Source organism: Enterococcus sp. AZ095b, assembly GCF_051714725.1.
In the GTDB taxonomy this organism is placed as follows: domain Bacteria; phylum Bacillota; class Bacilli; order Lactobacillales; family Enterococcaceae; genus Enterococcus_B; species Enterococcus_B pernyi.
In genome coordinates, this window is sequence record NZ_JBIOSL010000001.1 from 63,982 (window position 1) to 88,344 (window position 24,363).

General features: G+C 38.3%; 21 protein-coding genes, 1 pseudogene and 1 riboswitch. Of the genes and pseudogenes, 15 read left to right on the forward strand and 7 right to left on the reverse strand.

Annotated features, from left to right (window positions below; genetic code table 11):
- Nucleotides 1–3 precede the first annotated feature (3 nt).
- Nucleotides 4–903: a helix-turn-helix domain-containing protein gene (locus IGJ99_RS00290; protein ID WP_349520685.1), complete on the forward strand. Its 900-nt coding sequence runs from the start codon at nucleotides 4–6 to the stop codon at nucleotides 901–903.
- Between the two features lie 327 nt (nucleotides 904–1,230).
- Here the strand turns inward: IGJ99_RS00290 and guaA are convergent, their stop codons facing one another.
- From guaA to IGJ99_RS00305, 3 genes are all read right to left on the reverse strand, one after another.
- Nucleotides 1,231–2,796 carry a glutamine-hydrolyzing GMP synthase gene (gene guaA / locus IGJ99_RS00295; RefSeq protein ID WP_019723174.1) on the reverse strand — a complete coding sequence of 522 codons (1,566 nt, stop codon included), beginning with the start codon at nucleotides 2,794–2,796 and terminating at the stop codon, nucleotides 1,231–1,233.
- A 58-nt stretch (nucleotides 2,797–2,854) separates the two neighbouring features.
- A complete protein-coding gene (gene coaA, locus IGJ99_RS00300; protein ID WP_019723173.1) occupies nucleotides 2,855–3,778 on the reverse strand; it encodes a type I pantothenate kinase in 924 nt (307 codons plus the stop codon).
- A 368-nt stretch (nucleotides 3,779–4,146) separates the two neighbouring features.
- Entirely contained in the window at nucleotides 4,147–5,073 is a 927-nt protein-coding gene (locus IGJ99_RS00305; protein ID WP_409173696.1) for a LysR family transcriptional regulator, read from the reverse strand.
- 406 nt (nucleotides 5,074–5,479) lie between these two features.
- Nucleotides 5,480–5,647, reverse strand: a riboswitch (M-box (ykoK) riboswitch).
- A gap of 330 nt (nucleotides 5,648–5,977) precedes the next feature.
- On the opposite strand from IGJ99_RS00305, the gene IGJ99_RS00310 reads away from it, so the two are divergent.
- The 13 genes from IGJ99_RS00310 (at nucleotide 5,978) to IGJ99_RS00370 (ending at nucleotide 19,654) form a co-directional block, all read left to right on the forward strand.
- Nucleotides 5,978–6,583 (forward strand): class I SAM-dependent methyltransferase, encoded by a 606-nt coding sequence (locus tag IGJ99_RS00310; protein WP_023518893.1) that lies wholly within the window; start codon nucleotides 5,978–5,980, stop codon nucleotides 6,581–6,583.
- Between the two features lie 503 nt (nucleotides 6,584–7,086).
- A complete protein-coding gene (locus IGJ99_RS00315) occupies nucleotides 7,087–8,103 on the forward strand; it encodes a LacI family DNA-binding transcriptional regulator (protein ID WP_010734491.1) in 1,017 nt (338 codons plus the stop codon).
- A gap of 141 nt (nucleotides 8,104–8,244) precedes the next feature.
- Nucleotides 8,245–9,546, forward strand: a complete 1,302-nt coding sequence (locus IGJ99_RS00320; RefSeq protein WP_010734490.1) for a pyrimidine-nucleoside phosphorylase — start codon at nucleotides 8,245–8,247, stop codon at nucleotides 9,544–9,546.
- 13 nt (nucleotides 9,547–9,559) lie between these two features.
- Nucleotides 9,560–10,222 (forward strand): deoxyribose-phosphate aldolase, encoded by a 663-nt coding sequence (gene deoC / locus IGJ99_RS00325; RefSeq protein WP_023518895.1) that lies wholly within the window; start codon nucleotides 9,560–9,562, stop codon nucleotides 10,220–10,222.
- An 18-nt stretch (nucleotides 10,223–10,240) separates the two neighbouring features.
- Nucleotides 10,241–10,639 (forward strand): cytidine deaminase, encoded by a 399-nt coding sequence (locus IGJ99_RS00330; RefSeq protein WP_010734488.1) that lies wholly within the window; start codon nucleotides 10,241–10,243, stop codon nucleotides 10,637–10,639.
- 63 nt (nucleotides 10,640–10,702) lie between these two features.
- Complete coding sequence (locus tag IGJ99_RS00335; RefSeq protein WP_010734487.1) at nucleotides 10,703–11,788, forward strand: BMP family lipoprotein; 1,086 nt, start codon at nucleotides 10,703–10,705, stop codon at nucleotides 11,786–11,788.
- Nucleotides 11,789–12,036: 248 nt separating this feature from the next.
- The gene (locus IGJ99_RS00340) at nucleotides 12,037–13,599 is read left to right on the forward strand and encodes an ABC transporter ATP-binding protein (protein WP_019723072.1); all 1,563 of its coding nucleotides are present in this window, start codon (nucleotides 12,037–12,039) and stop codon (nucleotides 13,597–13,599) included.
- The gene (locus IGJ99_RS00345) at nucleotides 13,592–14,725 is read left to right on the forward strand and encodes an ABC transporter permease (RefSeq protein ID WP_010734485.1); all 1,134 of its coding nucleotides are present in this window, start codon (nucleotides 13,592–13,594) and stop codon (nucleotides 14,723–14,725) included. Before IGJ99_RS00340 ends, IGJ99_RS00345 begins: the two co-directional genes overlap by 8 nt.
- Nucleotides 14,725–15,681, forward strand: a complete 957-nt coding sequence (locus IGJ99_RS00350; protein ID WP_010734484.1) for an ABC transporter permease — start codon at nucleotides 14,725–14,727, stop codon at nucleotides 15,679–15,681. The genes IGJ99_RS00345 and IGJ99_RS00350 overlap by 1 nt, the downstream gene beginning before the upstream one ends.
- Before the next feature lie 94 nt (nucleotides 15,682–15,775).
- Nucleotides 15,776–16,942, forward strand: a complete 1,167-nt coding sequence (deoB, locus tag IGJ99_RS00355; RefSeq protein ID WP_224434398.1) for a phosphopentomutase — start codon at nucleotides 15,776–15,778, stop codon at nucleotides 16,940–16,942.
- Nucleotides 16,943–17,027: 85 nt separating this feature from the next.
- Nucleotides 17,028–17,843, forward strand: coding sequence for a purine-nucleoside phosphorylase (locus IGJ99_RS00360; protein WP_010734482.1), 816 nt, complete (start codon nucleotides 17,028–17,030; stop codon nucleotides 17,841–17,843).
- A gap of 23 nt (nucleotides 17,844–17,866) precedes the next feature.
- Nucleotides 17,867–18,574, forward strand: a complete 708-nt coding sequence (gene deoD, locus IGJ99_RS00365; protein ID WP_010734481.1) for a purine-nucleoside phosphorylase — start codon at nucleotides 17,867–17,869, stop codon at nucleotides 18,572–18,574.
- A gap of 828 nt (nucleotides 18,575–19,402) precedes the next feature.
- Nucleotides 19,403–19,654, forward strand: coding sequence for a CPBP family glutamic-type intramembrane protease (locus IGJ99_RS00370; RefSeq protein WP_080637952.1), 252 nt, complete (start codon nucleotides 19,403–19,405; stop codon nucleotides 19,652–19,654).
- Nucleotides 19,655–19,926: 272 nt separating this feature from the next.
- On the opposite strand, the gene IGJ99_RS00375 is transcribed toward IGJ99_RS00370, so the two are convergent.
- The gene (locus IGJ99_RS00375) at nucleotides 19,927–20,553 is read right to left on the reverse strand and encodes a hypothetical protein (protein WP_041684161.1); all 627 of its coding nucleotides are present in this window, start codon (nucleotides 20,551–20,553) and stop codon (nucleotides 19,927–19,929) included.
- 497 nt (nucleotides 20,554–21,050) lie between these two features.
- Between IGJ99_RS00375 and IGJ99_RS00380 the strand changes: the two are divergent.
- Nucleotides 21,051–21,641: pseudogene (locus IGJ99_RS00380) on the forward strand (response regulator transcription factor).
- 373 nt (nucleotides 21,642–22,014) lie between these two features.
- Here the strand turns inward: IGJ99_RS00380 and IGJ99_RS00385 are convergent.
- The 3 genes from IGJ99_RS00385 to rpiA all read right to left on the reverse strand — a co-directional run bounded on the left by IGJ99_RS00385 (nucleotide 22,015) and on the right by rpiA (nucleotide 24,357).
- Nucleotides 22,015–22,701 (reverse strand): 2,3-diphosphoglycerate-dependent phosphoglycerate mutase, encoded by a 687-nt coding sequence (locus tag IGJ99_RS00385; RefSeq protein WP_010734478.1) that lies wholly within the window; start codon nucleotides 22,699–22,701, stop codon nucleotides 22,015–22,017.
- Between the two features lie 276 nt (nucleotides 22,702–22,977).
- On the reverse strand, nucleotides 22,978–23,562 hold the full coding sequence (locus IGJ99_RS00390) for a recombinase family protein (RefSeq protein ID WP_010734477.1): 585 nt from the start codon (nucleotides 23,560–23,562) through the stop codon (nucleotides 22,978–22,980).
- Nucleotides 23,563–23,673: 111 nt separating this feature from the next.
- Nucleotides 23,674–24,357 carry a ribose-5-phosphate isomerase RpiA gene (rpiA, locus tag IGJ99_RS00395; RefSeq protein WP_010734476.1) on the reverse strand — a complete coding sequence of 228 codons (684 nt, stop codon included), beginning with the start codon at nucleotides 24,355–24,357 and terminating at the stop codon, nucleotides 23,674–23,676.
- Between the last annotated feature and the right edge of the window lie 6 nt (nucleotides 24,358–24,363).

The window sequence follows — 24,363 nt, forward strand, 5'->3', positions numbered from 1 at the left end:
TGTATGGAGGTTTATGAGCTATTGAGAAAACTTCGTGTAGAAAGAGGTATTTCTCAAAAATATTTATCCGATAAAATAACAACCAGAGAAACTTATGTGAAATACGAAAATGGCAAAACAAATATTCCGTTTGTTATTTTAATTGGATTACTGGAAAAAATGAATTTAAATTTAGATGAGTTTATTTTTTACCTAGACAAGGATAGTGTAAGAGAAAAGAATTGGAGCTTAAAGAAATTAGTAAAGAATATTAGGAAAGATGAACTAAATTTCCAACGTACATTGCGAGTACTTCGAGAGAAAGCTAGAGATACAAATGATATAGTAGATATTAGGAATTATTTAGTTGTTAAGACAGTGGAGTGGTACCAATTAGTAGATAGCGAAAGAAAATTAAGTAATTCTGATAAAAAATATTTATTGAAGCTAAAAAATTATTTGGAAGCTGTTGATGAATGGGGTAGATTTGAAATAGCAACCTTTAGTACACTTTTATTTGTATTTGAAACAACTTATATAAAAGGTCGGTTAGCAGATATTGAAAGGAAAATAGAAAAAAATAAAGATTTTGAGATTTTTCATTCAATATTACTTGGTATGTATAACAATGCTTTTTTATTAATGCTCGAACGCAAAGAATCAAATTTAGCTAAAAAATATTTAGAGAAGATAAGTGATGTTCGTCATAGTCTTTTATTTTTTGGAGATACAGGAGTTTACTATAATTTTTATAAATTACTTTTCAATCATTTAACAGAAGAATCTGGACGAGTTGCTGACTTGTTACAGTATTTTCAAGGGTTAAAAATGATAGGTTCTCATAGCTTATCCAGACGTTTTAAAAGCGATTTAAGGAAGTTTGAACTTATTTACAATATTACACCAATATTTTTTGTGGATTAATCATTACAAGCGTGGGTGAAAACGGGAACAATTCTGGAACATGCACTGCACTATCATTTAGAAAAGTAGTGAAATTTTTTCTCACTAAATTTATTAGTACATTAACTACTCATTAGTCTTAAGTATTAATTGAGGATCACTGGGACTATAAAGACATTCAATTTACTTTAGGTACTTCTGGATAATCATATAAATACTGAATTATCAAAAAGAGTTTTGCCAAAGATGTAAGAAATGAAATAACGATTAACTGTGATAAAAGTGTGATAATGAAAAAACAAACAGCCGACAAACACTGATTTAAAAGAGTTTGTTGGCTGTTTGTTATTATTCCCACTCCACAGTTGCTGGTGGTTTAGAGGTAATATCGTACACGATACGGTTCACGTGTGCGACTTCATTGACGATACGTACAGAGATTTTTTGTAGCACATCCCATGGGATACGTGCAAAGTCAGCTGTCATACCATCGATCGATGTGACCGCACGGATACCGACTGTGTAGTCATACGTACGACCGTCGCCCATGACACCAACAGAACGGATACCAGGTAAAACAGTGAAGTATTGCCAGATGTCACGGTCAAGACCGGCAGCGGCGATTTCTTCGCGTAAGATCATATCTGATTCACGGACGATCTCCAATTTTTCTTCAGTGATTTCACCTAAGACACGGATACCAAGACCTGGTCCAGGGAATGGTTGGCGCCAAACGATTGAGTCAGGCATACCAAGCTGTGTCCCTAGTTCGCGGACTTCGTCTTTGAATAATGTGTTCAATGGTTCGATCAATTCAAATTGCATGTCCTCAGGCAAGCCACCTACGTTGTGGTGTGATTTGATCGTTTGGGCAGTTTCTGTTCCACTTTCGATTACGTCGGTGTAAAGTGTTCCTTGTGCTAAGAAAGACACACCTTCTTCGCCGGCAAGCTTTGTTGCTTCATCGTCAAATAAGTATACGAATTCGTTACCGATGATTTTACGTTTTTCTTCAGGATCAGAGACACCTGCAAGTTTATTTAAGAAACGTTCTCTTGCATCTACTTTGATGATGTTCAAGCCGAATTTTCCGCCTAAGCTTTCCATGACTTGATCCGCTTCGCCTTTACGCAATAGACCATGGTCAACGAAAATCGATGTTAATTGATCACCGATGGCTTTTTGTAAAAGGACACCAACGACACTTGAATCCACTCCGCCAGACAAACCAAGTAAGACTTTTTTATCGCCAACTTGTTCACGGATTTTTTCGATCTGCATGTCGATGAAATTGTTCATTGTCCAATTGCCTTCACAGTGACAGATGTCAAAAGCAAAATGACGTAATAATTCGATCCCATATTCTGAATGACGGACTTCTGCGTGGAATTGGATACCGTAGAAGTTACGTTCTTTGTCTTGGATCGATGCAATTGGGCAATCGCTACTTGTAGCAACAGTTTCAAAACCTTCTGGTACTTTGGTTACTAGATCCCCATGGCTCATCCAAACGGTTTGTTGTTTCGGTGTTTGGCTGAATAGTGCCGCATCATCGGCTGTTACTTCAAGCAATGCTTTGCCGTATTCACGGTTTTTTGCAGGCTCAACAGAACCGCCAAGTTTGTACGTGATCAATTGCATACCATAACAAATACCCAACACTGGAATGCCTAAATTGAAGATTTCAGGATCAATGCCAAAAGCATTCTCATCATAGACACTGTTTGGTCCTCCAGAAAGGATGATCCCTTTCGGATTCATGGCTTTCACTTCTTCAGCTGTAATACGGTGGCTCAATAATTCAGAAAAAACACCTAAATCACGGATGCGTCGTGTAATCAATTGATTATATTGACTACCGTAATCTAGTACGATGATTTTTTCAACGTTTGTCATATCGGCAACGTTCGTCACATTTATTACCCCTATCCCTTTAAAATTTATCTCAAAATAGTTGAACTATTTTAAAATGCTAATATTTTCGCATGAAAATCGAATCGATAATATGATTTTCAGTTTTATGGAGAATTATATCGGCTCTTCCACGAGTAGGCAAGATATATTCGTTTAAATTCTTCAAATTCACATTTTTCCATACATCTCTTGCCATTTTAAATGCATCTTCACGATTACCAATGGCAAATTGGTAGTAATAGTTTTGTGGATGTTGAAAAGCTGTATCAAGTAACGCACCAAAGCGATCCAAATACCATTTTTCGATCAATTCAGAATCTGCATCAACGTAGACAGAGAAATCAAAAAAGTCACTGACGTAAATCTGTTGATTAGCTGGTAGTTGAAGCGTGTTGATTCCTTCGACGATCAAAATGTCCGGTTGTTGGATCAGTTCATATTCATCGGGAATAATATCATAGACATCGTGAGAGTAGACGGGAACTTTGGTTGTTTCTTGACCGGATTTCACTTGATTAAGAAAATCGATCAACCTTTCCATGTCATAGCTTTCCGGAAATCCTTTCCGGTCCATAATACCACGTTCTTTTAAGACTTTATTCGGATATAAAAAACCATCTGTGGTGATCAGCTGGACATTTCTTCGTTTGAATGTCCGAGACAAAATCATTTGCAATAAGCGCGCGGTGGTGCTTTTACCAACTGCGACACTTCCGGCAATCCCGATAATAAAAGGTGGGACTTGAGTATATTTATGAAGGAATAATCCTTTGCTCAGAGAGAGGGATTCAAACTCTTTCATATGCAGAAAAATCAAGTGCGCAAGTGGTACATAAATGTCGCGAACATCTTGCATGGAAATACGGTCATTCAAACTTTTTATACTATCTAGTTCATCTTGTGTCAATGGAGCTTGACCATTTCGGTAAAATTCGCGCCACTCTTCTCTTGCCACACGGTAATAATTCATTGGATCATTCATACATAGCCTCCTGGATTCTCCCATCAATGGACCTATTTTAACATAAATGCGTGTCAAACCCTACCACTTAGGCGAGAAACTAATTGGTTTTTTCTCATATCAGAGGATGGAAGAATAGGCGTTCTTTCTTTTTTGATAACTGAAAAGAGGCGAGGAGAATAGAGGATTGTGTAAGAAAAAAGTAACAGTTTAACTCAAAGTTAGCTGAAATGGCAGGAATAGAAGTAACATTTTGGGAAGTAAATAGACACCCACCAAAATTTGAAGAACAAATTCAGTGGATGCCGCCTTACTTTCGAAGATTAATCTCTCTGGGATCTCTTATCGGTGTTCATTTACGACATTGAAATACTTGTTTTATTTTGATTTCAGTATTTATCGTTTTGGCAGTAATAGGTGCCAGTATCAGCAGAGTCCATCATTTGTGTAGTGTGACATGTTTGATTAAAAATCGCTTGGATTTCTTTTTCAACCTCTGGATAGAAGTAAAAATTTTCTGATTCACTGTTTTTATAAAGATAAAAATGAATGGTTGGAAATGTTGGTAGAGAGACAAAACAAACAGGTTCAATAGCTAAAAGTTCTTGCACAAAGGTATTGGCTAATAGCATTCCTTTTCCTTCTGTAATCATTTTCGCTGCCCCTAAACTATCTGGACAGACGACATATTTTGGTTCATTGATCAGCTGCTTGACTACTTTTTTCGTAATCACTTGATGTTCTACATGGTCGAGTAAAAAGATAAAAGGTAACTCTTCTAGTACTTCCGCGGATAATATCCCATCTGGTTTTACAAAATAGTTACTGATTGCTACTTTAAGTTCCAAAGTGGCTAACCTTTTTTGAATAAATTTGGGGTGATCTAAGGTAGCAGAAGTAATGGCAAAGTCGATTTCTTTCTGGCTTAGTTTATTTAGCAGATCCAATGAAGGAATATAACGGTAGTCGATCGTAAAGTTTTGATGCCGGATTGGATATTTGTTTGCTTCAAAGATAAACGAAGCATCGCTTGTACCGACACGCAAAGAAGGATAGTCTACTGATTCATTTAATGAGATATTCAATTTCTTCGCTTCCGCCAAAATCAATTCTACGGAAGGAAGGATTGATTTTCCATGGGTACTCAATATGATCTTTTTCCCGTGACGTTCAAACAAATCTGTCCCGATTTCTTGTTCTAAACTTTTTAAAGAACTACTTAACGAAGAAATACTAACATGTAGCTCTTTTGAAGCTTGCGAGAGGCTGTTGAAACGGGCAATCATATAGAAATATTCTAATTTTTCGATCGACATACAGCTATGCCTCCTTTATCATTTTATTCTCCTTTTAAATGTCTCATGGGCCTCTTAAAAAAACAATAGTTATCGTGAAGCACACATAGAGATTAAACAATCCTTAATATTCTGTGAAATAAATCACTATGAGATTGGATGTGAGTTGGTCATTAATAAGTTTTTTGCTGGGAGGACAGTCATTGATTTGTTGTAGTGGATGAAGCGAATCTCAACCAAGTAAGGAAATCGAAATAGTTGAAAATAGCAATAGGATACCAAGACAGCCATTTTTACGTCAAGCGATGGTCATCGTTTTCTCGGTGGTGCGATTTTTGCTGACAACCTAAAAAAGCCTCCTTAATACATAAAGGTCGGCGTACTCAAATAAACATTGGAACGTGTAATTTGCAATTGTAGTGCGAAATTGTAATCACGTTGATTGAGCTTTGGCTTTCTGAGACGTAAGAAACAAGTTCTAGTTATCTTGGAAAAGCCTTAATTCGACAATCCCTGCTTTACTCGTTACTGTCTCTCGACATTTCCGAGCGATAACCTATGTTCTTCAGAGTAACCTCACCTAATATGATTATTTTTTCATCCACATCATATCGGTCAGCGGAAGTAAGAGTCAATAATGCTCATTTGTTTAATTGGATGATTCTCTCACGATTTGTCATCATAAAGGCGATAATATCAAGGGTTATGCTCGTTCGATGTACCCTGTTCCTACTTTCACGAAACAGATTACGCAAATACCGAAAAAGGACAAATAGAGAAATGTTAAGGGATGTGATTTTTCCTTCTGTATTGCATTAATTCGCTTGATTTTGTAAAAGACAATCGAAGACATACAGTTTCGCTTGCACCTTCTCATGGAACACGTTAGACTATGAACAACTAACAGATAAGAAGGATGGAAACTATGACGAATCATTATTATTCCGAACACCCAGAGATTGCTCATGAGTTTGACGAATGGTCATTTGAGCTAAGAGGGAAAACTTTTCAGTTCGTGACGGACTCGGGTGTGTTTTCACGTGAAACAGTTGATTATGGCTCACGTGTATTGATCGATGCCTTTGAATGGGCACAGCTACCAGATGGCAAAATTTTGGATGTTGGCTGTGGTTATGGTCCAATCGGACTTTCTCTTGCCTATGCGAGTGAACGTTTCGTGGAGATGGTAGACATTAATGCTAGAGCGGTTGATTTAGCCCAAGGAAATGCGAAGCGAAATCGAATCAAAAATGTAGCGATTTACCAGTCAAACATTTATGAAGAGGTGACAGAAACAGATTACGCTGCAATTGTCAGCAATCCGCCGATTCGTGCAGGCAAAAAAGTCGTACATGAAATCTTGACAGGTGCGTATCCTCGTTTACGTACGGGCGGTACTTTAACGATCGTCATTCAGAAAAAACAAGGGGCACCTAGCGCACAAAAGAAAATGCAAGAAACATTTGGGAACGCAGAAATCGTGATCAAAGATAAAGGCTATTATATTATCCGAAGTGTGAAAGAAGACTGAAAGCAACTGAATAAAAGCAACGAAACAGTCGAAGAAATAAGCAGTATTTCTTTGACTTTTTTTGTTTGTACAAGAAGTTGCTCAATGGATGTGGAAGGAAAATGACAGGACAAATAAAGTGAAAAATAAGGAATGCAAGATAGAAAAATAACATATTATTTAATGCTTTTACATATCTAAAATAACAGTGAAAAAGCACGTCGAGCTTTTTTAAAAGTCTATAAAATCAGAGCAATTTACATACACTAGGGTGGGGCGGTCGATTTTTAGAGTATAGATGTTACTACATCAAATAAACGAATCGTCATCGGTGATGGGTAAATAAAGTAGGATGAGGGGAAATGAGAGTGAACCACGAAACATAAGACATTGTTATAAAATTTATCTAGTGAATCTCTATATGATACTCATTTACTTTTGACCAAGCCTTTTTTCCCTCTATCCATTTCGAAAACCATTTGGTACACTGTTAGGGAATTTACATATATAAAGGGGGAACAAAAGTGAAACTGACAATTCGAGATATTGCTGAGATGGCAGGTGTTTCAGTGACGACTGTGTCACAGATTTTAAATAATAAAGGCAGCCGTTTTAGTGAAAAGACACGAAAAAAAGTGTTGTCGATCGTAAATGAACATCATTACAAGCCAGATTATTTTGCTTCCAATGTGATCAATCGTCACTCAAAAACGATTGGCATGATCGTGCCAGATGTGACGGATTTCTTCTTTTCTAAAGTGATCGAAGGGGTTGAAAGTTATTTAAACCCCTTAGGATATGTCATCATTCTTTGTAACTCCAGACATAGTCAAGACAATGAACTGAAGTATTTAAGGGAGCTTTCTCATCGATCCGTAGATGGTTTATTGTTAGCGACGCCGAATGTGTTGCCTCAAGAGTATGCACTTGATAGTAGTTTTTATAACAACATGCCGATCATCCTGATCGATCGTGGGTTGAATCGTCGAGATAACGGTCGCTTGATCGTGAAAGAATATGAAGGCGCTTATCAAGCTGTCTCGTTATTGATCAAAAATGGTCATACTAAAATTGGTATGCTAAAAGAGACAACTGGCTATTATCAGTTAGAAGAGCGATTCAATGGTTATCGTCATGCACTAAAAGATCATGGACTGGCGTTCAACGGTAAGTTTGTAGAAGAAGGAGACCTGACTGTCCAAGGAGGGTACGAAGCAAGTAAGCGCTTGTTACGTCATAAAGATGTAACGGCGGTATTTTGTGGGAATGATGCCATGGCGATTGGTTGTTACCAAGCAATCGATGAAATGGGCAAGCGTATTCCAGAGGATATTTCGGTCATCGGCTTTGATGGATTAAAATTGTCTGAGTATATGATCCCTAAGTTGACAACGGTCAAGCAACCGAGTTTCGATATCGGTTTTTATGCAGCTCGCTTTTTGATTGACACGATTGAATTTCCACAAAGAAAAGTTCCGAACAAAGTCTTTGAAACAAAATTAATTATTCGTGAGAGCGTAAAAACATTGACAAAGGTCTAGTAGGGCGTTATATTGCTTATGTAAGTGTTTACAAAGTTGGTAAGATACATTGCGGGGAAATAGTAAACCGGTTTACTAAAGTGGTTTACCTTTTTCGAAATTCCTGTATAATACCGAATGAAGAACGAGGAGGATTACGGCATGCGGATGGTCGATTTGATCGAAAAAAAGAGAGATGGACACCAATTATCAAAGGAAGAGATTTCGTACATTGTTACGAACTACACAAATGATAACATTCCTGATTACCAAATCAGCGCATTATTGATGGCTATTTTCTATCAGGATATGACCGATGAAGAAATCACTGATCTAACGTTGGCAATCGCTCATTCTGGCGATGTGATCGATTTAAGTTCCTTAGATGGGATCAAAGTCGACAAGCATTCTACCGGAGGCGTGGGGGATACAACTACCCTGATTTTAGCACCTTTAGTAGCAAGTGTAGGTGCAACTGTGGCAAAAATGTCAGGGCGTGGTCTTGGCTACACAGGTGGCACATTAGATAAGTTAGAAGCTATTCCTGGATTTCGGATCGAACTATCAGATGAAGAATTCATCCGCACCGTGAACGAAAGTAAAGTAGCGGTGATCGGCCAATCGGGCAATCTCGCTCCAGCAGATAAAAAATTGTATGCCTTGCGTGATGTGACGGCAACGGTCAACTCGATCCCATTGATTGCTAGTTCGATCATGAGTAAGAAAATCGCCGCAGGAGCGGATGCGATCGTGCTAGATGTGACGACGGGTGACGGTGCCTTCATGAAAAATATCGATGACGCGAGACGCTTGGCGAAGACCATGACACGGATCGGCAAATTAGCCGGTCGCCAAACAGTAGCAGTGATCTCTGATATGTCTGAACCGTTGGGTGAAGCAATCGGCAACAGCTTAGAAGTCGTTGAAGCCATTGAAACACTTCAAGGGAACGGACCGGAAGATTTAGTTGAAATGTGCTATGCTTTAGGTAGTCAAATGGTCGTTTTAGCCAAAAAAGCGGAATCGATCGAAGAAGCGCGCGAAATGCTAAAAGAAGCCCTTGAATCAGGGAAAGCTTTAGCTAAATTCAAAGAAATGATCCAGAACCAAGGGGGCGACCCAACAGTTGTCGATGAACCTGCGCGGTTATTAACTGCTCGTTATATTTATGAACTGCCAGCGAAGACAACAGGTGTCGTGACAAAAATCGTTGCGAACGAATTAGGGATCGCAGCAATGATGCTTGGTGCAGGACGTAAAACGAAAGAAGATTCGATTGATCATGCTGTTGGTTTACGATTGAATAAGAAAATCGGTGATAAAGTAGAAGCTGGCGAATCGCTATTGACGATCTATAGTAATGAAGAAGACATTTCGCCAGTGATCGACTTGTTATATAAAAATATTGAAATCGGTGATACGGCGGAGAAGCCTATCCTGATTCATGACATCATTACAGAGTAGAAGGAGAAGAGACATGGAATTAAATCGAATGATCGACCACACAATTCTAAAAGCAGATGCAACAAAAGCAGATGTGATGCGCATTATTGAGGAAGCAAAAAAACATCATTTCTATTCAGTATGTATCAATCCAACATGGGTTGCCTTGGCGAAAGAGGAATTACAAGGTGAGCCAGTCGCTGTTTGTACCGTTATTGGTTTCCCATTAGGAGCAAATACGGCCGAAACAAAGGCATTTGAAACAAAGAATGCGATCGAAAATGGCGCAGATGAAGTGGATATGGTCATCAATATCGGTGCCTTGAAATCTGAACAAGACGATGTCGTGAAAAAAGATATCGAAGCCGTAGTCGAAGCTGCTAAAGATCGCGCGTTAGTTAAAGTAATCATTGAAACAGCCTTGTTAGAACAAGCGGAAATCATCAAAGCTTGTGAATTAGCGAAAGCTGCAGGAGCTGATTTTGTGAAAACATCTACTGGTTTCTCAACAGGTGGCGCGAAAGTGGAAGATATCCGCTTGATGCGTGAAACGGTTGGTCCAGAAATGGGCGTCAAAGCTTCAGGAGGTATCCACAATGAAGCGGAAGCCCTGGCAATGATCGAAGCCGGTGCAACACGAATCGGTACAAGTGCTGGTGTATCAATCATGTCCGGTTCAACTGGCGAAGGCTATTAATATTCTAAGGAGAAAAAGATGTCAGAAATCAAACAAGAATGGATCGATATCGCTATCGACGCTTTGGATAAAGCGTATGTGCCTTATTCCAAATTTCCAGTAGGTGCTTGTTTAGTGACAGCATCTGGGAAAACCTATCAAGGATTGAATATCGAAAATGCGTCATTTGGCTTAACGAATTGCGCAGAACGTACTGCGTTTTTTAAAGCAGTATCTGAAAAAAAAATGGACTTTACACATCTAGTCGTTGCAGGTCATACACCTGAGCCGATTTCTCCATGTGGTGCTTGTCGCCAAGTAATGGCAGAATTTTGTGAGCCAGAGATGCCAGTCACGTTGGTTGGCGACAATGGTGTGACGAAAACGATGACCGTAAGAGAGTTATTACCTTACGCATTTTCAGAAAAAGATTTATAAATTATGTTCAATTCAGTCAGCTGACTGTTGAAAAAACAACTACTTTTAGGAGGCTTTACAGAAATGAAAAAAGCAAAATTATTTGGTTTAGGTGCTATCGCACTATCAGCAGGCTTACTTTTAAGCGCATGCGGTAACGGCGGTTCAGATTCTACTGATTCAACCGGTGGAAACAGTGCATCAGGAACAGCAACTGCAGCATTGATTACAGATACAGGTGGCGTCGACGACCGTTCATTCAACCAGTCAGCTTGGGAAGGGTTAGAAGATTGGGGTAAAGAGGAAGGCTTGTCACGTGGAAACGATGGCTTCCAATATTTCCAATCTGCCAATGAATCAGATTATATTCCAAATATCGATCAAGCGTTAAACGCTGGCTTCAAGACAATTTTTGGGATTGGTTTTAAATTGAAACCTGCAATCGAAGAACAAGCAACAAGTAACCCTGAAACAAACTTTGCAATCATTGATGATGTGATCGAAGGAAAAGACAACGTCGTTTCAGCAACATTCAAAGATAACGAAGCTTCTTATCTTGCTGGAGTTGCAGCAGCTTACACAACTGAAACAAATGTGGTTGGATTTATCGGTGGCGTTAAAGGGGAAGTAATCGACCGTTTTGAAGCTGGTTTCAATGCCGGAGTTAAAGCAGGCGCTGAAGCGTTGAATAAAGACATCGAAGTATTGAACCAATACGCAGGTGATTTCTCAGCTCCAGATAAAGGACGTTCAATCGCACAAGGTATGTACGCACAAAACGCTGACATCATTTTCCATGCTTCAGGTGGTACAGGTAACGGTGTCTTCCAAGAAGCAAAATCATTAAATGAATCAGGCGACAAAAAAGTTTGGGTAATCGGTGTTGACCGTGACCAATCTGACGAAGGAAACTACACATTGAATGGTGAAGACAAAAACTTCACATTGACATCAACACTTAAAGGTGTAGGAACAGTTGTAAAAGATTTAGCACAACAATCAGCAGAGGGTGACTTCCCTGGTGGCGAACACACTGTTTATGGTTTGAAAGAAGACGGTGTAGGTATCACTGAAGGCCAACTTTCTGATGAAGCGAAAAAAGCAGTAGATGAAGCAAAAGAAAAAATCATTTCAGGTGACATCGAAGTTCCTGAAACTCCTGAAAGCTAATAAATACCATTTCTATAGCCTTGTTGGACAATTGTTTAACAGGGCTATCGTTTAGTTATCTACTTAATGTTGTTTTTTTATGCAAGTTGCTAGGTATCCCGATTTGGATAAGGGAACAACTTGTAACAAGTAGCTTAGCTCCTTGGATTTTGGTTACTCGATGAGCGACGTTTTGTGAACGATCGTCATCGTCCCTTTTATTTTTTAAACAATGTCGTCTGGATATAAATTGTTAGGATGTGAAAAATGTGGATCAAGAAAATATTGTCATCGAAATGCGAAATATCACGAAACAATTCGGTACTTTCAAAGCAAATGACAACATCAACCTTCAAGTGAAAGCAGGAGAAATCCATGCCTTGCTTGGTGAAAATGGTGCAGGTAAATCAACGTTAATGAATGTTTTATCCGGTCTTTTAGAGCCAACATCAGGTGAGATTTTGATGCACGGCAAAGAAGTAAACATCACGAGCCCGACGAAAGCCAATCAATTAGGGATCGGAATGGTGCATCAACACTTTATGTTAGTCGATGCATTCACAGTAACAGAAAATATCGTACTAGGTAGTGAGCCAAGTACAGGCGGTATCTTGAACCGTAAGAAAGCCCGGGAAGAAATCAAACGATTATCTGAGCAATATGGCTTAGCAGTGAATCCGGATGCGTACGTTCGTGATATTTCTGTCGGTATGGAACAACGTGTGGAGATTTTAAAAACACTCTATCGTGGTGCAGATGTCTTGATTTTTGATGAGCCAACAGCCGTACTGACGCCGCAAGAAATCGATGAATTGATCGTGATCATGAAAGAGTTAGTCAAAGAAGGAAAGTCAATCATTTTGATCACACATAAATTAGATGAGATCAAAGCAGTTGCCGATCGTTGTACGGTCATTCGTCGTGGTCAAGGGATTGGAACGGTCAATGTGAAAGATGTTTCTTCGCAACAGTTAGCCGATATGATGGTCGGAAGAACCGTCTCATTCAAAACAATGAAAAAAGAAGCACGTCCACAAGAAGTGGTGCTTTCTGTTGAAAATCTTGTAGTTAAAGAAAACCGCGGATTAGAAGCAGTGAAAGATTTGAGTCTGGAAGTCCGAGCAGGTGAAGTCTTAGGTATTGCTGGAATCGATGGAAATGGACAATCGGAGTTGATTCAAGCGTTAACCGGTTTACGTAAAGTAGAAAGTGGAACGATTCGTTTGAAAGACGAAGAGATCACGAATAAAAAACCACGTAAAATCACCGAATCTGGGCTAGGACATGTGCCAGAAGATCGACATAAATATGGTTTGGTCCTTGATATGACTTTATCTGAAAATATTGCCATGCAAACCTACTATCAAAAACCGTATAGTAAAAATGGTCTGTTGAACTATGGTGTGATGAATGAACATGCTAGAGATTTAATCGATGAGTATGATGTGCGGACAACGAACGAATTAGTACCAGCGAAAGCTTTATCTGGTGGGAACCAACAAAAAGCCATCATTGCTCGCGAGATCGATCGTGACCCTGATCTACTGATCGTTGCGAATCCAACACGTGGATTAGATGTTGGTGCAATCGAGTTTATCCATAAACGTTTGATTGAGCAACGTGATAAGTTCAAAGCAGTTTTATTGATTAGTTTTGAATTAGAAGAAATTTTAAATGTGTCCGATCGTATTGCGGTAATCCATCAAGGAAAAATCGTGGGGATCGTTGATCCAAAAGAAACATCTGAAAACGAGCTAGGTCTATTGATGGCGGGGTATACTTTAGAAGAAGCACGTAGAGAGTTAGAAAAGGTTGGTGACACACATGAATGATCGTAGCGAAAGGTTCCGTAATCTGCTAGTGCCTATATTTTCGGTTATTTTAGGGTTGATTCTAGGTGCTATTTTGATGGTTGCCTTTGGTTACCATCCAATCCAAGGATATTCTTCCATGTTGAATGCTTCGTTAGGTTCACAACGAAGTATCGGTGAAACATTAAGACAAGCAACACCTTTGATTTTTACAGCCTTAGGTTTTTCTGTTGCAAATTCAGCCGGATTCTTTAATATCGGGCTTTCTGGACAAGCACTGTGTGGCTGGATCATAAGCATTTGGACCGCGTTAGCTTTTCCAGATCTACCAAAAATCATTCTCTTGCCAATGTGCGTGATTTTAGGTGCACTTGCTGGGGCAATGGCCGCAGCTATTCCAGGATTGTTACGTGCGTTCTTTGGAACAAGTGAAGTTATCGTAACGATCATGATGAATTATATTTTGCTCTATTTAAGTACGTATACACTTCATGAAATAATGCCTGAATCTTATCGTTCAAGTTTAGACTCTTCAAATATGATCAGTGAGAATGCATCTTTACGTATTCCTTGGCTGACCCAGATGTTTGGAGGCTCTCGTGTGAATGGCGGACTCTTCTTGGCGCTGATTGCGTTAGTGGTTGTATGGATCGTCATGAAGAAAACAACCTTAGGCTTTGAGATCCGTTCTGTTGGATTGAATCCATATGCCTCTGAATATGCGGGAATGAGTAGTAAACGAACAATTGTCTTATCTATGGTTATCTCTGGTGGATTAGCCGGACTAGGTGGTGTGGTCGAAGGACTAGGAACATATCAAAACTTCTTCGTACAGACAACCTCATTATCCATCGGGTTTGATGGTATGGCCGTGTCATTATTAGGTTCTGGTTCTGCGATTGGGATTTTGTTATCTGCGCTATTATTCAGTGTCCTAAAAATCGGTGGATTAGGAATGCAGACTGGTGCTGGAGTACCATTTGAAATCGTCAATGTATCGATTGCCTTGATCATCTTCTTCGTGGGGATCAACTTCTTGATTCGTTTCCTTATGGCGAAATTCTTCCAAGGGAAAAAACAAGAGGAAATCGTCGCAACGATTGAAACGAAACCAAATCAACAAAATCAAGAAGGAGGAGAGCTGTAATGTCAACAGTAGAACTGATTTCCTTGATCCTTACATCAACACTTGTTTATTCAACACCGTTGATTTTAACCTCCTTAGGCGGAACGTTTTCTGAACGAAGCGGGATCGTCAACGTTGGGTTAGAAGGCATCATGGTGATGGGGGCGTTTAGTGCGGTCGTCTTCAACTTGACGATGAGTGACACATTAGGCTCAATGACTCCTTGGATTGCTATTTTAGTCGGTGGCGTAGTTGGTGTTCTCTTTTCCTTGATCCATGCAGTCGCAACAATCAGCTTGCGAGCAGACCATATCATCAGCGGAACGGTCATCAATTTGATGGCACCTGCTTTAGGTGTATTTTTGATCAAAGCATGGTATGGTAAAGGACAAACAGACAATATCTCACAAAACTTAGGTTACTTTTCATTTCCTGGATTATCTGAGATTCCAGTGATTGGTCAAATTTTCTTTAGAAATACATTTTTACCAGCGTATTGTGCGATTTTAATTGCTGTTATCGCATGGTTCGTCATCTTCAAAACTAAATTTGGTTTACGTTTACGTTCTGTTGGGGAAAATCCTCAAGCTGCAGATACACTAGGGATCAATGTATATGCGATGCGCTATTCAGGTGTCTTGATTTCTGGTCTTCTTGGAGGCATGGGTGGAGCTGTGTTCGCTCAATCGATCTCTGGGAACTTTTCAGCAGGAACGATTGTCGGTCAAGGGTTCATCTCAATGGCTGCAATGATTTTTGGTAAGTGGAATCCACTAGGTGCGATGGGTGCATCCTTATTCTTTGGTTTTGCACAAAGTTTGAGTATCATCGGCGCGCAATTACCAGTGATTTCTTCAATTCCACCAGTTTTACTACAAATTGCGCCTTATCTATTAACGATTATCGTTTTAGTGGCGTTCTTAGGTAAAGCATCTGGACCAAAAGCCAACGGTAAGAATTATATAAAATCCAAATAATCGTTTAGTGATTAAAAAGGGCGGGTTACGGGAAGTTTTTTTCGGCTCGCCCTTTTTACTTTATAAAGAAAATAAATAGAAAGAAGGAATACTCATGTTTAAACGCGTACATTTGATCGTCATGGATTCAGTCGGAATCGGAGAAGCACCTGATGCTGAAAAATTCGGAGATAAAGGTTCGGATACATTAGGTCATATTGCTAAAGAAGCTGGGTTGACGGTACCGAATTTGGAGCAACTTGGATTAGGAACGATTCGTCCTTTAGAAGGGGTCGAAGCAGTGCAAGATCATCAAGGGTATGCGACCAAATTGGAAGAAGTTTCTGTCGGCAAAGATACAATGACAGGACATTGGGAAATCATGGGCTTGAATATCAAAACACCATTTCGTGTTTTTCCAAACGGCTTCCCGGATGAATTATTGAAGAAAATCGAAGAATTCTCTGGACGTAAAATTGTTTGTAACGAACCTTATAGCGGAACAGCAGTCATTGACGACTTTGGTGAACATCAAATGAACACCGGCGACTTGATCGTTTATACGTCAGCTGATCCAGTGTTACAAATTGCTGCACATGAAGAAATTATTCCTTTAGAAGAACTTTATCGGATTTGCGAATATGTTCGTGAAATTACAAAAGATGATCCTTATATGATCGGTCGGATCATTGCCCGTCCATATCTTGGTGAGCCAGGTAACTTTACGCGAACAAGCAACCGTCACGATTACGCATTAGATCCATTTGGACATACGGTTTTAGACTCATTGAAAGAAGCCGGCAAAGATGTTATTGCAGTCGGTAAGATCAATGATATTTTCAATGGCCAAGGCATCACCGATTCTGTTCGTACAAAGAGCAATATGGACGGTGTAGATCAATTATTGAATGTGATGAAACAAGACTTCACTGGGTTGAGTTTTACAAACTTAGTCGATTTTGATGCGTTATACGGTCATCGTCGCGATGTGGTTGGTTATGCGCGTGCTATCGAAGATTTTGATTTGCGTATTCCAGAATTATTAGATGCAATGGCTGACGATGATCTATTATTAATCACCGCTGACCATGGGAATGATCCAACTTTCACTGGTACTGACCATACTCGCGAATACGTGCCATTACTTGCTTATAGTAAACAAATGAGTGGGCAAGGTAGTTTACCACAAGGTTATTATGCGGATATCTCTGCAACGATTGCCGAAAACTTTAACGTAGCAGCAACTGAAAATGGCGAAAGTTTTTTAAAACTATTGAAATAACGACGTGCATCATCCATCAATGAATCATCATTGGCTTTATTATGTAAGATAGAATAATCAAAATTTTATATATAGGAGAAAAACAATGAAATTAAATGAGATGTTACAAGAGACGACTGCGTTTATCAAAAGCAAAGGTGTCGGAACGATCGATTTTGGCATGATCTTAGGTTCAGGTTTAGGTGAATTAGCAGAGGAGATCGAAGAAGCAATCGTGATTCCTTATGATAAGATTCCGTTCTTTCCAACTTCGACAGTCGTTGGACATGCAGGTCAACTTGTTTACGGAACACTTTCAGGCAAAAAAGTATTGGCGATGCAAGGACGTTTCCATTTTTATGAAGGTCATTCGATGCAAACAGTCACTTATCCTGTGCGAGTGATGGCTGCGCTAGGCGCGCATTCAGTTGTTGTGACCAATGCGTGTGGTGGCGTGAATGAATCATTTGCACCAGGTGATTTGATGCTGATCACGGATCATATCAACTTTACAGGTCAAAATCCATTGATTGGGCCTAATGACGAAGAAATGGGGCCTCGTTTCCCTGATATGAGTGAAGCTTATACAAAAGCGTATCGCGAAATGGCAAAAGCAGCAGCGACATCATTGGACGTAGAATTAAAAGAAGGCGTGTATATGGGCTATTCCGGTCCAACGTACGAAACACCAGCTGAGATTCGCATGTCTCGCGTGATGGGTGCAGATGCAGTGGGCATGTCGACTGTACCAGAAGTCATTGTTGCAGCTCATAGCGGATTGAAGGTCTTAGGGATTTCTTGTATCACTAACTTGGCTGCTGGTATGCAAGCAAACTTGAATCACGAAGAAGTCGTTGAAACAACTGAGAGAGTCAAACAAACATTTAAATCATTGATCAAAGAAACACTTTCTTTACTATAAAAAATTGATTGAGAGGTCCGGAAATGAGTGTTCATATTGAAGCAAAACCAGGAGAAATCGCAGACAAGATTTTACTTCCTGGCGATCCACTAAGAGCGAAGTATATTGCAGAAACTTTTTTAGAGAATCCCGTTTGCTATAACCAAGTACGCGGTATGCTTGGTTATACTGGAACGTATAAAGGGGAAAGAGTCTCTGTTCAAGGAACAGGAATGGGTATGCCCTCAGCGATGATCTATGCGCATGAGTTGGTCAATTCCTATGACGTAAAAAAATTGATTCGTGTTGGCACATGCGGTGCCTTGTCAAAAGACGTACACGTTCGTGACTTGGTCTTAGCACAAGGAGCCGCGACAAGTTCTTCTATGATCGAAAAGAATTTCAACGCGTTCCATTTTCCACCAATCTGTGATTTTGACTTGTTGTTGAAAGCATACGAAGTAGCGAAAGAAAAAGGTTTTACTACACACGTTGGCAATGTACTATCAGAAGATTCTTTCTACAAAGACGATTTGACAGAGACATTCAAGTTAGCAGAACTTGGTGTGATGGGCGTGGAAATGGAAGCTGCTGCGTTGTATTATCTAGGTGCAAAATACCAAGTGCAAACATTAGCGATCATGACGGTCAGTGACCATCTGATCACCGGTGAAGAAACAACTGCCAGCGAACGTCAGACAACATTCAATGACATGATTGAAGTAGGATTGGAAACGGCGATTCAAGGGTAGTAATTGTAATGAAAGAATTTGATTAAACGTAAAAGTCATAATAGGGAACTATTTTGGCTTTTACGCTTTTTGCGTAAGTGTTACTGTAGGTTACTAGTAGATAAAAAATACAAATGTTATCTGTACAAGATTTTACTAATAGGTTTCTTTCTCTGCACCTTGCTATACAAAAAAAGGAAGGGGTATAATGAAAATAAGTAATACTTAATGTTTTTAGATAATTGAGAAAAGTAGGATGAAAACAACAAACAGTACTTTTACATAGTAAGTTGATAAATTGGAGGGGAGATATAAGAAGATATTGTTTGTTTAATAAATATAAGCATTATATGTTAGGAATGCGATAAGAAAGAGAATGACAGTGTTTTAACTATCTATGCGATTACTGCTTGCTTTTTCAGGAGACGGTGAGAAGGGGGACAAGATGACTCATCGTTCGATTAATTGGTGGTCAAGATGAAGGTAGATCACATTCGGTTAACTCTAAATAAAAGTATCATTCTAACTGTCTGGATAACCATTTTTTGTATAACAAACTTCGGAATAATAAGAAGTAAGACCATTCTCATATTATTAGAAAATAACCAATTGATTCTAAATCTGATAATGATTTTATTTATTTACTTACTTACTTTGCATGTCCGAATTAAATCGAGCATTACAAGGTCTGAATATGTCAATGATGAAACAAGTAGGATTCACTTTGCTACTTTTGTTAGTGATGAATTTTATATATATGGTACTTGTATTTGGTAGTTTTGAAGTAGTCTCACAAAATTACGATAGTGTTGTTCTATTTTCTGTCATAGTGATTGCCCTAATAAGTGAATAGTTTACCGTTACCTATTTTTGAGTATAACTGATTCTAATTGGTTAAAAATAGTGTATGGGTTGGTTTCAACAGGATTGTTTTTCTATGGGCATAGCTTTACATATGGCGGAAATTTATTAGCAATGGTCCAAATTCTATTTTTGACTTTAGCTACAACATATCTATACGTGAAAACCAACAATATATTACCTGCTATTATGTTACATAGCTTATATAATCTATTTGTCCTCTCGCTATTTATGAGCTAATAAATAGCCCAGCTTAGAAAGAATAGCTAGGCTGGGCTATCAGTAAAATGTCTAATATTATGGATCTTTCGAGTTATTCAGAATGGATTACTGATTGATTCATAACCTAAAAAAGGAAATTTAAAGTATACAAAGACAAATCATAACAAACAAGGTATACAGAACTAATCCGATTCTACTTAATTTTGTCTCCTTACCTTTCTTGATCTTGTAATAGTAATAGCTGTATAGCGAGAAGAGATAGACTACCACTATTAAAATCTTTCCTAAGATCATAGCTTTTGAATTGGACTTTGTGTTAGTGTATTCAAACTTGCAATAGGGAACTCATCTGTAGCTGTGATGCGACAGCCACCTTTTGATGATCCAACATTGATCCATTTCTTCATATCAGAATTTGCATCTCTAAAGCGAGTACCTAATATTGTAGAGCCAATTAATCCAAGTAATGCGCCTGCTGGTCCTCCAGCCATTGCTCCTCCGAGAACCCCTACAGATTGTAGTAACGTTGCACAGGTTCCATAGTCGTCGCGAAGATTAGCCATGGAAGATTTTGAAGAAGCAAAAGCATTATAACCCCCTGTTTTAAACATTTCTGAGTAGGAAGCTCTGCCTGAAATATAGACAGTTGATTGCGCCCCATCGTATTTGTTTATTAAGTAAAATGCTTCTTCTTCAGAAAGTGAAGTATTTCCGGTTAATTGTTTTTTTGATTGAATCATTTGATTGAACTCTTGTTCAAACGCTAGCCACGTATCATTTGAAACACGTGTTACAGTAGCTTTTTGTTCTTCTGGAAGCTCGGAAGCATAAGCGGTTAAGGTTGAGGGGAATATGACGGATAAAATACAGAGTAGTCCCAAATTAGCAATAAAATACTTCTTTAACATTTTTTTCATGATCAATTATTCCTTCTTTCCAAAAAAATTATTTATTTTATAATAGTGTTTTTTGTATCAAAGTATGCATTTCTTGTATGTAAAAGTATCCACTATTTTAAAATGCTGAGTTGTTCTATCTCTTGACAACATTAATTGTAGAATAAAAAAATGCTTTTTAAAATAAGCAATGTGAGTTATTTTATTTCTCGTTTTACCTATTTAAAAACGAGTAGGCATGAAATATAATAAAAATAGAGAGTTTTTTTGTAAGCTTTTGTGTTCAATTATTGTGTAATAGAGAACTATCAGGGAGATACAGTTTGGTATAAATATAGTCACTGAATCAACAGAGGAAACTTGAGAAAAAGTTTTCAAGGGAATTTATTGGCTTATCTTCTTAGCTATTCTCCACACCTTATATAAATTACCAATGCTCTTTAGAAATAGCACTGTGTTTTTATTTAGAATTATCGGAGTATTTCATCGATTTAAATCGAAAGGGATGACAGATAGTAATGAAAATTATCTTATTTGATGACCATGAACTTTTTTTACAAAGCCTTGAATTATATTTAAGGAAGTATTTTGATCACTTTGTTACATGTAATCACCGTAAAGATTGTCTTGAAGTAGTCAAGCAAGAAAAACCAGATATTGTGTTGATGGATATTCGGTTAGGTGAGAAAAATGGATTAGAAGAAGGGGAAAAAATACTCAAGTTGTTTCCAGAAACAAAACTAATGTTTCTTTCAGGTAGCACATTGATAAGAAATTATGAAGAAGCAATAAACATGGGGGCAAAAGCATTTGTCAATAAAACAAGTTCAGTGGAAGATCTCGTGACGAAGATTCATCTAGTAAATGGGGGAGATACTATTTTTCCAGAATATGAAAAAATATATGTAAGTTTAACAAAAACGGAAAAAAAAATTTTGCAGTTGGTAGCTCAAGGTAAGAGCCAACAAGAAATTGCTGAAATTATTTATAGTAGTTGACGGACGGTTTCAACTCATATGCAACACATTTTCAACAAGTTAAATGTTCACTCTACCGTTACAGCTGTAGTACGTGGGATTGAGTTAGGAATTATTACAATTGAGATGTAGTTCTTATTTAAAAGTATGAGCATATTTTTTACATAATCATCTTCATCTACTTTATTGAATAGACAATTTCACATTAAGTAGTATATAAGTTTAGATGTCAATCTTACTATTTATTCGTTTAGTTAGATGAGTATTAACAATAAAACATTAAAGAAAGTGGACACTATCGCTTGGGGAATAATGTGGGTAGTGTCTATATTATTTTTTAGTCATTACTTGTATATGAAGAATAAGATTCTTTACCTAGTAACATTGATACTCTGAGCATTAAAGAGCTAAGACTACAGTTTATCCAATGTCTAAAAAAACAGCCCCTTCATCTCTTACAATAATAGGAGGTGAGGAGGCTGTCATACTTACAATAGAATATCTATTATAAGTAGTATTTTTTGATGACAGTCAAGTCGTCGTTTAATTCATAAACAAGTGGTTGACCTGTTGGGATTTCAAGATCCATGATGTCTTCATCAGAGATTCCTTCGATGTGTTTTGCTAATGCACGCAAAGAGTTACCATGTGCAGCAACTAAGACAGTTTTGTTGTCTAACAAAGCTGGTGCAATTTCGTCTTGCCAGAATGGCAATGCGCGTTCTAAAGTAACTTTCAAGTTTTCTCCACCAGGTACGTCGCGTTTGTCTAACATTGCATAACGACGATCGTTTGCTGCTGAACCTTCATCAGTTGCTTCCATTAATGGAGGAAGAGTGTCGTATGAACGACGCCAGATGTGAACTTGTTCGTCACCATATTTTTCTGCTGTTTCTTTTTTATTTAATCCTTGTAATTTACCATAATGACGTTCGTTCAAGCGCCATGATTTGATTTGTGGTACCCAAAGTTGATCTGAGTATTCTAAAATCAAGTTACAAGTTTTGATGGCACGAGTTAATACAGAAGTATAAGCAACATCAAATTCGATTCCAGCTTCTTTGATTTTACGTCCGCCTTCTTTTGCTTCTTCGATTCCTTCTGGTGCTAGGTTTACATCTGCCCAACCAGTAAATTGGTTCAATGCATTCCATTCGCTAAGACCGTGACGAGAAAAAACTAATTTTGGCATGTTTAACTCTCCTTTAAAATAAGTGTTATTTCTGAAAATTTCAGTTCTGCCTTATTGTACAATGTTTTTCATAAGATTTCCATTGTAAAATGAAAGCTGTTTGTTTAAAAGACCACAGACGAACTAAAAAAAAGGCTGTAAACAAGCGTTATTACAGAGCTTTCACTCAAAAAACTTGTTTGACAACCTTTTTATCTATTAAGTAAAATAATTTCTGTTTGTTTAGTGTGGGTTCTTTCGATCAATTATTGAAATCAACGGGTTTGTACTTGCTAATTAATTGAATAATTGCTGAAGCTCTTTTTCAGGTAGGTTGATATATTTGTAGCAAGTGCCGACTGAAACGCCACATTTTGAAGAAATAAATTGGATCGTTTCTTTCTTTTCATAGTAGAGACGACGAATTTTTTTGATTGTTTTGGCATCGATTTTTGGTCGTCCGCCGATTTTTCCTTTTTTGCGTGCTTCATCTAATCCAATCAGCGTGCGTTCTTTGATCAATGCACACTCCATCTCAGCTAATCCTTCCATCAATTGGAAGTAGACCGTCCCCATAGGTTCGCGAGTATCGATTTTTTCTGTGATGCTGACTAGATGTAACCCACGGTCTTTAAATAATTTCGTGAATTCTGTTAGTTGTCTTGTCGATTTTCCTAGATGATGAAGCTGGCAAATCACTAATGTATCGCCTTGCTCCATTTTTTCGATGACTTTTTCTAAACAAATGGCGTCAGATAAACTGTCTTTTTGACCATACGTTTCGTGAAAAATTTCGTGACAACCAAAATCAGAGAGTTTTTGCATTTGAGCCGTCGAATCGACATCATTAATAGTTGTACGTGCATAACCGATAATCTTCATGGTGATTCCTTTCTAGCAAAGTTTTCTAAGTGTTTGAGACAAGTAAAAATGTAGCATAAAGTAACTGAAAAAGATAGTTTTTTTAGGCATTTTCAACGAATCTCTTTCGCATTATTTTTGAAAGGGAGTATCGAGTACAGACACGCCATTTTCAGAGGCAACGACAACCTTTGAAACCATATTTAAAAACAAGCCGTGTTCGACGACACCGACTAATTGATCCAAATAAGTCGCTAATTTTTCGGGATCTTCGATTCGTTCTAAATGAAGGTCAATAATATAGTGCCCACTATCTGTTACGACGGTCTCACCAGTTTCTGTTTGACGTAATACAGGCTGATAGTTTTTTTCTTTAAAAAGACGCATCAGTTGTTGAGAACCATAGGGGATGACTTCGACAGGGAGTGGAAAGCGCCCAAGTTGATCCACCATTTTTGATCCATCGACGATCCAGATCGTTTGTTTTGAATAAGATGCAACGATCTTTTCAAATAAAAGAGCAGCACCGCCACCTTTGATCCCCTGAAAATCGGCACTGATTTCATCGGCACCATCGATCGTCAAATCGACGACTGGGACTTCATCAATACTTTTCAAAGGGATACCTAAGCTTTCTGCTTGTGCTTTTGTACCGCTAGAAGTAGTGACACCAGTGATTTTCAATCCTTCTTCGCGCATGCGTCGGCCAATTTCTTCTACCATATAATAGGCAGTAGAACCAGTTCCAAGTCCAACGATCATGCCATCTTCAACAAATTCTGCAGCTTTAATGCCTACTAATTGCTTTAAGTTCATTTCTAT

Coding starts and splice junctions, on each gene's coding strand:
- IGJ99_RS00320 (WP_010734490.1), top strand. CDS start 8,245: ATGCGGATGGTCGATTTGATCGAAAAAAAGAGAGATGGACACCAATTA.
- rpiA (WP_010734476.1), bottom strand. CDS start 24,357: ATGAACTTAAAGCAATTAGTAGGCATTAAAGCTGCAGAATTTGTTGAA.
- IGJ99_RS00350 (WP_010734484.1), top strand. CDS start 14,725: ATGTCAACAGTAGAACTGATTTCCTTGATCCTTACATCAACACTTGTT.
- IGJ99_RS00385 (WP_010734478.1), bottom strand. CDS start 22,701: ATGCCAAAATTAGTTTTTTCTCGTCACGGTCTTAGCGAATGGAATGCA.
- IGJ99_RS00375 (WP_041684161.1), bottom strand. CDS start 20,553: ATGAAAAAAATGTTAAAGAAGTATTTTATTGCTAATTTGGGACTACTC.
- deoD (WP_010734481.1), top strand. CDS start 17,867: ATGAGTGTTCATATTGAAGCAAAACCAGGAGAAATCGCAGACAAGATT.
- IGJ99_RS00345 (WP_010734485.1), top strand. CDS start 13,592: ATGAATGATCGTAGCGAAAGGTTCCGTAATCTGCTAGTGCCTATATTT.
- IGJ99_RS00330 (WP_010734488.1), top strand. CDS start 10,241: ATGTCAGAAATCAAACAAGAATGGATCGATATCGCTATCGACGCTTTG.
- coaA (WP_019723173.1), bottom strand. CDS start 3,778: ATGAATGATCCAATGAATTATTACCGTGTGGCAAGAGAAGAGTGGCGC.
- deoB (WP_224434398.1), top strand. CDS start 15,776: ATGTTTAAACGCGTACATTTGATCGTCATGGATTCAGTCGGAATCGGA.
- IGJ99_RS00290 (WP_349520685.1), top strand. CDS start 4: ATGGAGGTTTATGAGCTATTGAGAAAACTTCGTGTAGAAAGAGGTATT.
- IGJ99_RS00390 (WP_010734477.1), bottom strand. CDS start 23,562: ATGAAGATTATCGGTTATGCACGTACAACTATTAATGATGTCGATTCG.
- deoC (WP_023518895.1), top strand. CDS start 9,560: ATGGAATTAAATCGAATGATCGACCACACAATTCTAAAAGCAGATGCA.
- IGJ99_RS00335 (WP_010734487.1), top strand. CDS start 10,703: ATGAAAAAAGCAAAATTATTTGGTTTAGGTGCTATCGCACTATCAGCA.
- IGJ99_RS00305 (WP_409173696.1), bottom strand. CDS start 5,073: ATGTCGATCGAAAAATTAGAATATTTCTATATGATTGCCCGTTTCAAC.
- IGJ99_RS00310 (WP_023518893.1), top strand. CDS start 5,978: ATGACGAATCATTATTATTCCGAACACCCAGAGATTGCTCATGAGTTT.
- IGJ99_RS00360 (WP_010734482.1), top strand. CDS start 17,028: ATGAAATTAAATGAGATGTTACAAGAGACGACTGCGTTTATCAAAAGC.